General features: G+C 36.2%; 13 protein-coding genes. 10 read left to right on the plus strand and 3 right to left on the minus strand.

The window, feature by feature from the left end; all coding sequences use genetic code 11:
* The coding region (locus HRT72_00100) for a hypothetical protein (GenBank protein NQY66115.1) at positions 1–139 on the plus strand (139 nt) is incomplete at its 5' end.
* Between the two features lie 3 nt (positions 140–142).
* Positions 143–1,735 (plus strand): amidohydrolase, encoded by a 1,593-nt coding sequence (locus HRT72_00105; GenBank protein NQY66116.1) that lies wholly within the window; start codon positions 143–145, stop codon positions 1,733–1,735.
* A gap of 20 nt (positions 1,736–1,755) precedes the next feature.
* Here the strand turns inward: HRT72_00105 and HRT72_00110 are convergent, their stop codons facing one another.
* A complete protein-coding gene (locus HRT72_00110; GenBank protein ID NQY66117.1) occupies positions 1,756–3,735 on the minus strand; it encodes a Na+/H+ antiporter NhaC family protein in 1,980 nt (659 codons plus the stop codon).
* Between the two features lie 239 nt (positions 3,736–3,974).
* Between HRT72_00110 and HRT72_00115 the strand changes: the two genes are divergently transcribed.
* From HRT72_00115 to HRT72_00135, 5 genes are all read left to right on the plus strand, one after another.
* Positions 3,975–4,760 (plus strand): outer membrane lipoprotein-sorting protein, encoded by a 786-nt coding sequence (locus tag HRT72_00115; GenBank protein NQY66118.1) that lies wholly within the window; start codon positions 3,975–3,977, stop codon positions 4,758–4,760.
* Positions 4,761–4,871: 111 nt separating this feature from the next.
* A complete protein-coding gene (locus HRT72_00120; protein ID NQY66119.1) occupies positions 4,872–5,984 on the plus strand; it encodes an ABC transporter permease in 1,113 nt (370 codons plus the stop codon).
* Between the two features lie 4 nt (positions 5,985–5,988).
* A complete protein-coding gene (locus HRT72_00125; GenBank protein NQY66120.1) occupies positions 5,989–7,197 on the plus strand; it encodes an ABC transporter permease in 1,209 nt (402 codons plus the stop codon).
* Between the two features lie 3 nt (positions 7,198–7,200).
* Positions 7,201–7,884: an ABC transporter ATP-binding protein gene (locus tag HRT72_00130; protein NQY66121.1), complete on the plus strand. Its 684-nt coding sequence runs from the start codon at positions 7,201–7,203 to the stop codon at positions 7,882–7,884.
* A gap of 149 nt (positions 7,885–8,033) precedes the next feature.
* Complete coding sequence (locus HRT72_00135) at positions 8,034–8,642, plus strand: YceI family protein (GenBank protein ID NQY66122.1); 609 nt, start codon at positions 8,034–8,036, stop codon at positions 8,640–8,642.
* A gap of 1 nt (position 8,643) precedes the next feature.
* Here HRT72_00135 and HRT72_00140 read toward each other — a convergent pair whose 3' ends face one another.
* Entirely contained in the window at positions 8,644–8,931 is a 288-nt protein-coding gene (locus HRT72_00140; GenBank protein NQY66123.1) for a hypothetical protein, read from the minus strand.
* A 143-nt stretch (positions 8,932–9,074) separates the two neighbouring features.
* On the opposite strand from HRT72_00140, the gene HRT72_00145 reads away from it, so the two are divergent.
* Together HRT72_00145 and HRT72_00150 are read left to right on the plus strand one after the other, a co-directional pair.
* Positions 9,075–10,199, plus strand: coding sequence for a hypothetical protein (locus tag HRT72_00145; protein NQY66124.1), 1,125 nt, complete (start codon positions 9,075–9,077; stop codon positions 10,197–10,199).
* A 50-nt stretch (positions 10,200–10,249) separates the two neighbouring features.
* On the plus strand, positions 10,250–10,729 hold the full coding sequence (locus HRT72_00150) for a YfiR family protein (GenBank protein ID NQY66125.1): 480 nt from the start codon (positions 10,250–10,252) through the stop codon (positions 10,727–10,729).
* A 487-nt stretch (positions 10,730–11,216) separates the two neighbouring features.
* Here the strand turns inward: HRT72_00150 and HRT72_00155 are convergent, their stop codons facing one another.
* On the minus strand, positions 11,217–12,209 hold the full coding sequence (locus HRT72_00155; protein NQY66126.1) for a hypothetical protein: 993 nt from the start codon (positions 12,207–12,209) through the stop codon (positions 11,217–11,219).
* 150 nt (positions 12,210–12,359) lie between these two features.
* Here HRT72_00155 and HRT72_00160 point away from each other — a divergent pair.
* Positions 12,360–13,069, plus strand: a 710-nt coding sequence (locus HRT72_00160) for a hypothetical protein (protein ID NQY66127.1), incomplete at its 3' end; no start/stop codon positions are given.

A 13,069-nucleotide genomic window follows, 5' to 3' on the forward strand; every position in this document is an offset into this window, starting at 1 on the left:
CAGAGTAGACCCTACTATTAGTGCTCAGATGGCTGTCGGTTTTCAACCAGTTAGACTTATGAAAGATTATGGTGATGATCCTATTTGTGACAATTATGGTGTTTTAATTGTGATGAAAGCGGAAAAATTTAATGCATAGAATATGAGTTCTGTACTTTTTTATAATGGAATAATCCATACAATGGATAGAACGTCATCGGATATTCCTGAAGCAGTATTGGTGCAAAATGGTGTGATATCCCAAATAGGTAAATTATCCGATTTGGAGAAAGGAGCTTCTTTAGATCTTCAGAAAATAGATTTAAAAGGACAAACTTTAATGCCGTCTTTTTGTGATGATCTCCTGTTTCTGTGGAAAATGGGACAGATGGAGTTTAATGTATTAAACCTTCATGGTGTAAAAAGTATGCGCGAACTACAACAAAAAGTAGAAGCTCATGCGGCGGGCTTGAAAAAGGGCCAATGGTTAGTTGCTAGAGGCTTTAATGAGGTTGAGCTTGAAGAAAAAAGAATTCCGGATAGCTCAGAACTTGACTGGGTAGTTTCCGATAGACCGGCAATCATCTTTAGATCTTGTGGTCATATTGCTGTGTTAAACAGTAATGGAATGCGATTTTGTCAAATAGATTCACGGATGAAGGATCCTCTTGGTGGGGTGATAGGTAGAGACACAAATGGTAAGCCAAACGGTATATTTTATGAAGCGGCTATAGATAGGGTAAATGAGTTTGTACCTATTCCATCCGTGGATGGCTATGCTCATTTTGTTTCTTTAGGTTCAAAAATTGCTGTTTCAAAAGGTATTACAAGTGCAACCGAACCGGGTGTTTCTCAGTCTGTTATTTCTGGATATCAAATCGCAATTCAGAATAAGAAACTGAAAGTGAGAATGAATATAATAAAGAGCGGTAACACTGAACTACGAGCAAATCAGTCGTTTAGTACAGATACTATTAAGGAAAACTCATTTAATATAGATAGCTATAAATTTTACTTGGATGGTCATTTAAGTGGAAAAACAGCTTTAATTGAAGATTATTATATAGATTCTGATAGCAAAGGAGTAGGCCGAATTAATGAAGATATATTATTTGATCTGCTCCTTCCAATGTATTCTATAAACATGAAAATAGTTATTCATGCTTCAGGGAATAGCGCTATTGAGTTGGCGGTAAAGACATTCGAAAAATTAAGTTCAGTGCATAATACAAAAATTGCACATCGATTTGAAAACTTAGCTCTTATCAGCAAAGACCAGATCAAGAGGTTAAAATCGTTGAATCTTGAAATCGTAATGAACCCAGCTTGTATTTTTGATTATGGATCAAATTATAAGAAATATCTGCCTCCTAATTATTTGGAAGACATTGTTCCATTGAGAAGTATGATTGATAGTGGGCTTAATTTGTCTTTTGGTTCGTATGGCCTTTTAGAGGAGGATATAAATCCTTTTGTTGGCATTAAAGCAGCTGTAAACCGAAAGGATAAGAACGGAAGAGTTGTTGGTGAAAAGGAAAGTATTACCGTTGAAGAGGCCTTGTATTATTATACAATGGGAGGTGCTCAAAATAATGGAAAATCTACTGATAGGGGAAGTATAGAACTTGAGAAATTAGCTGATTTTATTGTGTTAAATAAAGATCCTTTGTCGGTTATCGTAGATGATCTTGATACGATAGAGGTAAATCAAACTTACCTTTTTGGAAACTTGGTCTACTCAAGAACCGTGGATTGATCTGATAGAATTGAAGAAGGTTATATCGCTACTGACTTCTCGTCTCCCGGTACAGTTTTTCCGAAGTACTTAATTATCCCATACATCGCAGCAATTCCTAATGGAAGGGTAATCATCGACGATACTCCAAAACCGGCTGGTAGTGTTCCGAAGAATATAGATACTCCGGCAGTGGTCAAAGCATATGGTAATTGAGTCCTTACATGATCGATGTGATTGCATCCACAAGATAAAGAACTCAATATAGTAGTATCCGCTATTGGAGAACAATGATCTCCAAATACAGCTCCTGCAAGCACGCAAGCTGTAACATTATAAAAAATATTGATAGAGGCGTCATAATCCAATCCGGCTTGCTGGCATAGTTCCCAAGATATTGGTAGCATTAAAGGGTATAGGATCGACATGGTTCCCCAAGAACTTCCTGTAGCAAAAGACATTAGTGCACCTAGTAAGAATGTAATGGTAGGTATAAATGCAGGGCTTAATTTAAAGTTTAGTAAAATTGAACTTAAAAAGTTAGCCGTATGCATGTCATCTATAAGTGCTGCCAAAGCCCATGCTAGGATAAGTATTACCAAAGCATCAAACACAACTTTCATCCCCGTAAAGCTAGCTTCAATGGTTTGGTGAAGGTTCATAATTCTTTTACTCACTGTGATAAGAATTGCAACAAAAACACTTGAAACAGAAGACCATAATAAAGCGGCATAGGAATCTGCATTTCCGATAGTTGTAGAAAGCTTTTTACTAAATCCTATTGATTCGTCTGCCCAAATAAAACGATCCCATCCCGTCCAGAGTAAACCCATTACCGTCCCTAATACAATAACTGCAATGGGTATTAGAGCATTCCACATGTTGGGAACTGCACCTGCTACTGGTTCCATTTTTTTTAGGTCAGCAGCAGCATCACCCAAGTCCTCATCTCTAACAAGAGATACTTGGCCAGTTGTTCTTGCTCTTTTTTCAGCGCTGTACATCGTGGAGTAATCCTTATTCATGTTGATAAGCATGAAAATAAAAGCAATTGTGAATAGGGGGTAAAAAGAATATTGCAAGGAGCCAAGAAAAATGGAGTAAGCACCTTCTTTGATCATGCCTATTTGATCTAACCCGCCACTTAATTCTCCAAGTTCGAATCCGATCCAAGTGGTTATTAGAGCTATTGATGCGATAGGAGCTGCGGTAGAATCTACTAGATAAGTAAGTTTCTCTCTAGATACTCTCATCTTGTCGGTAATACTTCTCATGGTATTTCCGATTACCAGCGAGTTTGTATAATCGTCAAAAAAAATGGCTAGACCCAAATAAAAGGTGGTTAACTGTGTTGATTTTGCGTCTCGAGCAAAAGGGGCAAGTTTGTTTACGATGCCCATCATTCCACCGTTTTTTGCAATAATTGCAATAGTAGATCCAATTAGAAAGGCAAATACCATCACTTTAATATGGCTTAGATCATAGAGTGCATCCAACATGTAATTGTCTAGGACGTTTAAAAAGGCAGTGAAAATCCCCAAAGGACCATCAGTATATAGCGATGTTACAAGAGTTCCTAGGAAGATCCCTACTACTAATGCGGAAACAACTTCTTTTAGAATGAGCGCCATCAATATTGCAATAAGTGGAGGCAATATTGACATCCATAAAGGCACTGGGTTGACGTGTTTTTTATAAGTGAACCCAGCTACACGAATAGAAAATTCTTTTGGTTCATTAAACTGCACAGTAACAATTCCTTCATAAAAGTCTTCACCACTAAAACCTTTGTAAAATCGATCGGAAATTTCATGACTTACGCCACGCTTAACGGAGTTGATTTTAATTAACTGGGGCATGCCATTTATAGTTGCCCGCATATAACCATCGATAACTTCAGAGCGACGAACATCTTTTAACTTTACGGCTATGTCGTAATCTACATCAGCAATAATAATAGAAGGCATCACTATCTCTATTCTTCCATCATCCGATTTAGGGCTTTGTAATACACCGCCCAATGCGCTGCTAATACTCAGAAAGAGTGTTAGTAAGCCGCAAAAAAAAGAAATTAGATAGCTCCTCAAAAGTATTAGTTCTCTTTTTTGTTTTTTACAAAAAAGCTATGCAAAGTAAAACATACTAAAGCTTTCCGCCAAAGATCATAGACATAATTTTACAGGAATTGGAAAGCAATGAAGCCTTGAGGTTTTCAATCTTTGTAGTAGATTTATATTTGATATTATTTTAATTTAAAAGGATGCATTTAATACTAACCAATAATGGACTTAATCGTAAGCATGTCAGTATTGTATGTGCTTTACTTTTTAGTCTGGCATTATCGTTCCAACTCTCGGCCCAAGATCCTGAAGAAATCATTAGAAAGGCTGAAGAGAAACTACAAGGGGAGGCTAATTTGTCCGTTATCTCAATGACAATAGTTCGCCCTGACTGGACTAGAGAAATGGTAATGAAAAGTTGGTCGAAGGATTATAATAGATCTTTGATTCTCATAACATCTCCGGAGAGAGATAAAGGCACTGCTTTTTTAAAAAGAGATAAAGAAATGTGGTTCTGGCAATCGTCTATAGGTAGGGTTATCGAATTACCTCCTTCAATGATGATGCAATCCTGGATGGGATCGGACTTTATGAATGATGATTTGGTAAAGGAATCATCCAGCATTACTGACTATATGCACACCATGTTGCCTGATACAACTATTGATGGTAGGATTTGTTATCAAATACTATTAATGCCAAAAGAAGAAACACCCGTGGTATGGGGAAAAGTTCAGTTATGTATTGATAAAGTAGATTATATTCAAGTAATGTCTAAGATGTACGACGAAGATGGATATTTGATTAATACTATGTATGGATTGAATATTAAAGAAATCGGAGGCCGTGTTCTTCCAACTAGAATGGAAATGATACCGGCTGAAGAGGAGGGGTTTAAAACGATTATTGAGTATAAATCAATTGAGTTTGATATTGAACTAGAGGATGAGTTTTTCTCTATTCAGAACATGAAAATGGTGCGTTAGTAAATGTATTTTAAATTAGCTTGGAGAAATATATGGCGCAATAGGAAGCGGACAATAATTACAAGTAGTTCGATCTTGTTTGCGGTCTTTTTTTCGTGCTCAATGCGTTCAATGCAGCTAGGTAGTTACGATCGGATGATTGATAATGCTGTTAGGTTCCATACTGGCTACATTCAAATTCACAATCAAGGATATTGGGAAGATCAACAAGTTAATGATGCTTTTGTGGATGATGTTAAGATGATTGAAGATGTTAATAATGTTGAGTATGTGGATGTTGTGGTGCCTAGGCTTGAATCGTTTGTACTTGCTTCGGAAGAAGATAAAAGTAGAGGTGCCTTGTTGATAGGAATAAATCCTGAGTTGGAAGATCAACTCTCAAATTTGGAATCTAAGATAATAGAAGGTAGGTATATTCAATCCGATGATAAAGGAGTTATTGTTAGTACCGGCTTAATGGATTACTTAGAATTAAGTATTGGAGATACATTGGTTATGATAGGCCAAGGATATCACGGGGTTAATTCTGCAGGGAAATATCCGATTCTGGGATCAGTTAAAATAGCAAGTCCCGATTTAAATAGCAGATTGGTGTACTTGCCTCTAAAAGAAGCTCAATGGTTTTTTGGGGCAGAAGGTATGCTTACTAGTTTGGCCTTGGTAATTCCATCCACAAAAGTAATGGGGCAGGTTGTTGATGAACTTAAACACGTTGTTAATATTGATGATTTTGAAGTAATGGATTGGACTGAAATGATGCCAAGTTTAGTGCAGCAAATGGAAATGGATGTGGTGAGCGGATATATTATCATTGGTATTTTATATGCAATTATAGGTTTCGGGATATTCGGTACAGTGATCATGATGGTGGAAGAGCGTAAATATGAGATGGGTGTATTGTTAAGTATCGGAATGCGACGAAAGGTACTCAATAAAATTATGGCCTTAGAATCAATATTTATGACAATGATTGGAGTTATGGCTGGTTTGGTTCTGAGCTTTCCCTTGGCTTTATATTTTCATGTTAACCCAATACGATTTACAGGGAAAGAATATGTAGAAGCTTTTGATAAATTAGGAGTGGAGCCAGTAATGCCATTTTCTATAGATTCATCAATTTTCCTAAGTCAGGTGGTTGTTGTCTTAGTTCTAGCTATTTGTATAAGTATATATCCAGTAATTAAAGTTAATAATATCAAGCCTGTTGAGGCAATGAGAAAATAAAGCCATGCTTACACAAATCTCTTGGAGAAATATTTGGCGCAACAAAATGCGAAGCTGGATGGTAATTATTGCTATTGCTACTGGTATCTGGGCTGTCTCATTCGTAATGGCTTTCATTAATAGCTTTGGAGAGGCAATGGTAGATGCTGCTATTGAAACCCAAATCTCTCACGTGCAAATTCATCATAATGATTTTAAAGAGGATAAGCGTGTAGCAAGTTTTATGGATAATGATCCAGCTTTAATTGCGACTATTAAGAATATAGAAAACGTAAAGGCGGTCACTAGTAGGTTGGTTGTTTCTCAAGCCATGATAAAGACATCTAAGGGTACTCGAGGTGTTTTTGTGAAAGGAATAAATCCGGAATCCGAAAACGAAGTAACTCAATTGAAACTTAAACTAGATACGGGAAACTATTTTGATGGTAAAGGAAGGAATCCAATAATTGTAGGGAAAGTTCTTGCAGATAAGATGAGTTTAAAGCTAAGATCGTCGGTGGTTCTCCTATTTCAAGATCATAAAGGGGATGATATTAGAGTAAAATTCAGGGTGAAGGGGATTTATAGTACAGGCTTTGCAATTGAAGATCGAATTAATGTTTTCGTAGATAAACAAGATTTGTCGAGAATCTTAAACTTGAATGCAGAAGTACACGAAATTGCCGTTTTAGTGGATGATCTGAAAATGCTACCCAATGTTGTTGATCAGTTAAAGTTGCTTTATCCTCAGAGAACTGTGGAAACATATAAAGAAGTAGCTCCTTTTATTGGGTTGATGGAGGAACAAATCAAAATTAACATGTCATTTATTTTAGGGATAATTCTAGCTTCAATGGGTTTTGGAATAATTAATACAATGTTAATGGCTGTTTTAGAACGAACGCGTGAATTAGGGATGTTAATGGCTATAGGCATGAATAAACGCAAAATTTTTTCAATGATAATGATAGAGACTGTATTGTTAGCACTTGTTGGTGGTCCACTTGGTTTACTTCTCGGCTTCTTGTCTGTTAGATATTTTAACCACGTTGGGGTCGATTTTAGTGCATTTTCGGATGCCTTAAAACAGTTTGGAGTAAATGATAAAATTAGACCTTTATTAGACACGAGTATGTATTTAACTACACTACTAGCTGTTATCTGTACAGCTCTTATCAGTTCTATATACCCTGCAGTTAAAGCACTGAAATTGAAACCGGCCGAATCTATATAAATAATGAGCCTCATAGAAGTAACATCCGTTAAGAAAACATACAATCCTGAATCTGTTCCGGTAGAAGCTCTTCGAGGAGTGGATTTGAAAATTGAGAAAGGAGAATTTACTGCTATAGTAGGTCCTTCTGGATCGGGAAAAACAACTCTGCTTAATATAATTGGAGGTTTAGATCAGCCAACTGAAGGAACGGTGAATGTAGATGGGGTTTCTATTTCTGAATTGTCGGATAATGATTTAATTGATTTTAGGAAAAATCATATTGGCTTTGTTTTTCAATCTTATAATCTAGTACCCGTTCTTACAGTTAAAGAAAATATAGAGTTTATTATGTTGCTACAGGGAATACCCAAAGAAGAACGAGATGCTAGGACATTAGAACTGCTAACTGAGGTGGGCTTGTTGGATAAAATAGATAAACGTCCGTCTGAATTATCGGGAGGACAGCAGCAACGAGTAGCCGTTGCTCGAGCACTTGCTTCTCGGCCAAGGTTTGTATTGGCAGATGAGCCTACTGCTAATTTAGACTCTACCTCAACTGCTAACTTATTGCAAATAATGAAAGATCTGAACGAAAAAGAAGGAATGACTTTTGTTTTCTCTACACATGACCAACGCGTGATAAACGTTGCGACTCGAATAATTACTGTAGAGGATGGTAGGGTTCTTTCTAATGAAGCGAAATAGACCTTATGGAAATATTACAATTCTATTTTAGTAAGAAGTAAAATAGAGTTTTAAAAGTTTAAGTCTCATTTCTTTAACTCTCTCTAAAATAAAACATAGTATATTTGAGAACTTTAATGAAAATTGAGAACTTTAATAAAAAAGTTGATATGAAAAAAATAGTTTTTGCTTTTATAGGAGCTACGTTGCTTTTTGGTTGTGGTGAAGCAGGTCAAGAAAAAGAACTTGTAAAAGAAGTTTGTAGTTATGAGCTGGATTCAAAGAGCAGTACAGTTACTTGGACAGCTTTTAAAACTTCTGAAAAAAAAGGCGTATCAGGTACTTTCGATAGCTTTTCTATATCAACAGATACTGCATCGAATCCGATAAACATTTTACTAGGTGCTTCATTTAGTGCAGATATTTTAACTCCAAATACGAACAACCCTGCAAGAGATACTACGCTAATGGAAAATTTCTTTGGATTGCTTCAAGGTGATGATATTTCAGGGAAAATTATTTCTGCTGCCGATGGTAGAGGAGTTATTGAAGTAAATATTAATAACAAAGCAATGAAATACGATTTTGGATTCTCATTTACCGATTTGGTATACAAAATTAATTTCCAGATCAATCTAGATAGTTTAGGTGCAGACAGTGCATTAGCAGGTATTCACGAGGCGTGCGGTCAGTTGCATATAGGCGAAGATGGTGTAAGTGCATTGTGGCCTACGGTTAACGTTGAAATAATCAGCACTGTTATAGAAACCTGTAAATAAATTACTTCGAATAGATTTTGAATTTCTCGAGTTCCTTGGGATAAATCTTTTTAAGATCCACGTTAAGTGAATTAGCCAAGGCAAATAGGTCGAACAATACCCCGCCAAAACCTTCTTCTAACTCACCCTCTTTTAGCTCTATAGGAAAAGAACCTTCTTTTTTTGACACCGATGTAGCCAATTCAACGGTTTCTTCAATTAAATGAAGTGCTCTTGTTCTTACATCAAGTTGATAAATTTCTTGAAATGTATTGAGTACCTCTCCTGTTGCATGTTGAGATTTATCCATGTTTTTAGTGTTTGGTGTACGTCTGTTGAACGGGAAATTTGAATTTTTCTGAATTCTCTCGTATTATGAATTATAAATACTTGATGTAAAGGTAATTATTAGAAGATTTAATAAATTACATTAATTCTGAATTATTTATAGAAATGACCAATAAAGATTCTTCCTTCATATTCTCTCTGTTTATCTTCCTTTTAGTTTTTGGATTAGACCTTAACGCTCAGAAAATTAAAGGTGCAGACCAAGACTCAATTTCCGATCCCTATGAAATGGGTTTAGAGAAGTTAATGCAACTTACAATGCGTAGGTCTTCTATTGTAGGCTTTGGTTACGCACACGATAAAGGGGAATTTGAAATAGAATATCAAAAAGTTAAGGTTGCTTTCTTAGATAATTTTGAATTGGATAAAGTGGTTAGTTCGAAAGATCTGTTGTACGGAAGTGGCTTTGGGGCAGGTGCGTCTTTAGCTCGAGAAATACCAGACGAACTGAATATAGATGAACACCGCCTTCGAATTATGTATTCCCCTTGGAATGAATCCTCAATCTCTGTAGAATCTGGTTATCGATGGAATTTGATGAGAGTAATTAGTGCTGACTTAGAACAGGTAGGAAAAAATTACAACGTTATTTCTAAGGGGTTTACGGATACTAAAGTAATGTTGAATTTAGAAATGATTGATAAGGATTTAACAATGGTATTATTGAATATGGGTGTTTCATTGCCAACAGGGGCAATAGATCAAAAATATAATTCCAACGTCTTTAACGATGAAGTCAGTTTTGGATACATAATGCAGACTGGATCGGGAACTTTTGATCCAATTATTGAAAGTGTTTATATGCGTACTGGGGCTAAAACATCAATTGGACTAAAGGGAACAATGATTAATAGAATATATACCAACGAGAATAACTACAGATATGGACATCATTACAGCGCTGTTACCGGTATTGGACGTAAATGGATGGAAGGCTTTGGAACTACATTTAGATTCGATTTTAATAAATGGAATAGAGTGGTTGGTGTAGATAGCTCAATGGACCCGATGCTTTCCCCAATAAATAGAGCAGAGAATACAAGTGGAGTCAGACTGGATGGCTCGGTAGGAATAGTTTTTGATATGCCAAAGAAAAATGGAATAAAGGGTTTAACCTTCATCGCTGATTTTAGATATCCAATTTATCAAATGCTAGATGGTCCACAGCTCGGAATAGATAATCAATTCGTGATTACAGTTAAATATACTGGTGGAGATAACAAGTTATAGGATTGCTGAAAAAGATTAAAATATCATTTTTTATATGCTTGTCATTTTACATGATAAGCCTCACTGGTACTCTGTTTGGGCAGCAGTTGGATTCAAAATATGAAGCATTATTTATTTACAATTTTACTAAGTACATTGAGTGGAAAGACAATGGGACCGAAGCTTTCGTTGTTTCGGTATTGGGAAAAGGGGATATATATAATGAGCTGGTGAAAATGGCTAACTCAAAAAAAATAGCGGGCAAACAAATTGTTATCGCTTCTTATGTTAATGCAATAGATATAACTTCTTGCGACGTTGTTTTTGTGACTTATAAGAGTAGTGATCAATTATCTCTTGTTTTAGAAAGGATGAAGGGCTCTCCAACGTTAATTGTATCTGAAAAACCAGGAATGGCTCAACAGGGCTCTGGGATTAATTTTTTAAACAGGGGGGGGAAATTAACTTTTGAGTTAAATAAAACAAGGATCGATGAATCTGGGTTGAAAGTATTTGGAGTCTTGAGTCAATTAGCAATTAAGCTATACTAGTTCACATTTTCAAGTTGTTGGTTATTTTAACTGTAATACCCCGTTACACTTATTATACTATATAAGTAGCTTATTTCCTTTTAGACTTCATAATGTTTCTGTGAAAATTAACAGCGAGAGATTCTGCTAAAGAAATAGCTCGTATCGAATTATCTTCTGTATAGTTCTCCTGGATATTTGCTCTCCATAATTCTAGCCAGCGATCAAAGTGCGATTGTTAAATTTATAATTAGCCTGCATATCAACCCATAAATGAATTGCGCCTGCATGACCATCGTAAGTGCGTGTACCCAGAAGGGCCGAATCCAAGAATCGGTTAGCTTCTCATAATGATCTTCCCATATTTCTTGTGTATGAAGATGGTTGTTGAAAAAGGATTGAGGATACTGTCTTTTTGAACAATACTATAAAAGTCCACGACCATTTTTTTTTATACTAATTCGGTTGCTAAACTTTGTTTTCATATTGATCAAAACGATTGAATTCGCTATAGAGTTTCATGACTTAGTTTAATTTCAATGGCTTTTATCCATGGTAGTGAAGCTTCATATTCTTCTAATAGAAAATATGTGACCCAATCTTTAAAAACTGCTTTTTTCCAATTGTTATCAGCTTCAACGTTGCTATACATTTCAGGTCTTATATTTACCTCTAATAATCGGGGTTGGTTAAGCTCATTTAATATAATATCCACTCCTAAGAGTTGTGCAAAAGGCGTATTGGGATTCAGTTTGTCGTTTATTATTCTATGTTGAATAGACTTCGTAAGATCTGATATGAAACTAGATACTGCACGCCAGAATTCTGTTTGATCGAGAGATGGCTCACTCCGAAAGAGGTCTTCTGTGGTTTTAGGAAGATTGATGCCAGGAACGATATTGTTATCTGTAATGATTTCTTTGCTGTTAGAACTATATACTAACTTTCCCTGTTCTAGGATGTGCCCAGTTAATACATTGTTTTTTACCGTAAATAATGTGTAAAATCGAATATGGAATATTTGCTCGTCTAGTATTGATGTGCACTTTATAATTCTTTGTACCACGAGATGTCTATCTCTATTGATTACTTGACCAATGTCTTTTGCCGTGATTAGTTCGATGCTTTTTCTTTTTTGCATTCTTCCTTTAGCAATAAACACTTCATCTGGATTGGAAGTGCTTAATTCAAGTAATGCTTTTCTGTCTGATTCTAATCTGAGTACATAAGTTTCAGGAAGTATTTCTAAAGTATGGCGCCTGCCAAACTTCTCTAACATTGACATCCAGAGCCATTCTTTTTTTGCAATAAATAATATTCCTGGTATCTGCATGTAATACTTACAGTCTTTTCTGGAGATAGCGTCTTTTAGAGGCGTGATGGATTTACTAGCTGCACTGAAGTAAATATCTGCCTTACCTGTAATTGTAGGAATAATGCCGTTTTCAAGGAGCAGTTCTTGTGTTTTCTTAGCAGTTCTTGGGTTTATTTGAACGTGCATAAGAATTGTAGATTATTGAAATTCATCGTCTGATGGATCGTTTAATTAATGAAGTAGTAAATATACGCTTTGCTGATTTTGGGTTAGAAGATTGATAGTCTTGCATATGCTGTAGAGATATTTGTCTATTTTAGACAAAATCATAATTCTATGTATAAAGCATTTGTTACTAGGCACAGGCAGTTATTACTTCTAGTGTTGTTTGGATTTTCTACAGCTCTTCTTTTTCAAAGTTCCTCTAGTGGGCCGGCAGAAGATAAGAGTATAGATCGTACAGGTGGGCCAATCTCCAATGCGGATTGTTCAGGATGCCATACAGGAGGAAGTTTTGGTTCGACCCTTTCCATTACGATGAAAGATGGCCAAGGAGCGAGTGTTACGAGCTATTTAGCTGGAGAAACATATACATTAGAGGCTGTTGTGTCAGGTGCATCAGGAGGAGCATATGGGTTTCAGGGGGTAGTGTTAAATGCAAATGACGATCAAGCAGGAGATTTTACGGGCACAGGATCTGCCTCTCAATTGGTTACTCTGTCTGGTGTGGAATATGTTGAGCACAATGCGCCCGCTGTGTCTACCAACAATAGCTTTACGTTCGAGGCTACGTGGGTTGCACCTGTTCTGGGTACAGGTGACGTAACAGTATATGCAACAGGTATGATTGTAAACGATAATGGAGGTACATCTGGTGATGAAGCAACGACGCCAGGTTCACTTACCATCACAGAAAATAATCCAACAGCTACTATTGAAGGATTGAATGGGGCCCTTGTGAAAATTTATCCTAATCCTGCTCAAGATTACATAAGCTTGTCAGAAATTAATTCTTCAAGAATCACAGGTAGTATTAATAATATCAA

It is taken from the genome of Flavobacteriales bacterium (assembly GCA_013214975.1).
GTDB lineage: Bacteria > Bacteroidota > Bacteroidia > DT-38 > DT-38 > DT-38.

Coding starts and splice junctions, on each gene's coding strand:
- HRT72_00140 (NQY66123.1), bottom strand. CDS start 8,931: ATGGATAAATCTCAACATGCAACAGGAGAGGTACTCAATACATTTCAA.
- HRT72_00145 (NQY66124.1), top strand. CDS start 9,075: ATGACCAATAAAGATTCTTCCTTCATATTCTCTCTGTTTATCTTCCTT.
- HRT72_00120 (NQY66119.1), top strand. CDS start 4,872: ATGCAGCTAGGTAGTTACGATCGGATGATTGATAATGCTGTTAGGTTC.
- HRT72_00135 (NQY66122.1), top strand. CDS start 8,034: ATGAAAAAAATAGTTTTTGCTTTTATAGGAGCTACGTTGCTTTTTGGT.
- HRT72_00115 (NQY66118.1), top strand. CDS start 3,975: ATGCATTTAATACTAACCAATAATGGACTTAATCGTAAGCATGTCAGT.
- HRT72_00130 (NQY66121.1), top strand. CDS start 7,201: ATGAGCCTCATAGAAGTAACATCCGTTAAGAAAACATACAATCCTGAA.
- HRT72_00105 (NQY66116.1), top strand. CDS start 143: ATGAGTTCTGTACTTTTTTATAATGGAATAATCCATACAATGGATAGA.
- HRT72_00125 (NQY66120.1), top strand. CDS start 5,989: ATGCTTACACAAATCTCTTGGAGAAATATTTGGCGCAACAAAATGCGA.
- HRT72_00150 (NQY66125.1), top strand. CDS start 10,250: ATGATAAGCCTCACTGGTACTCTGTTTGGGCAGCAGTTGGATTCAAAA.
- HRT72_00155 (NQY66126.1), bottom strand. CDS start 12,209: ATGCACGTTCAAATAAACCCAAGAACTGCTAAGAAAACACAAGAACTG.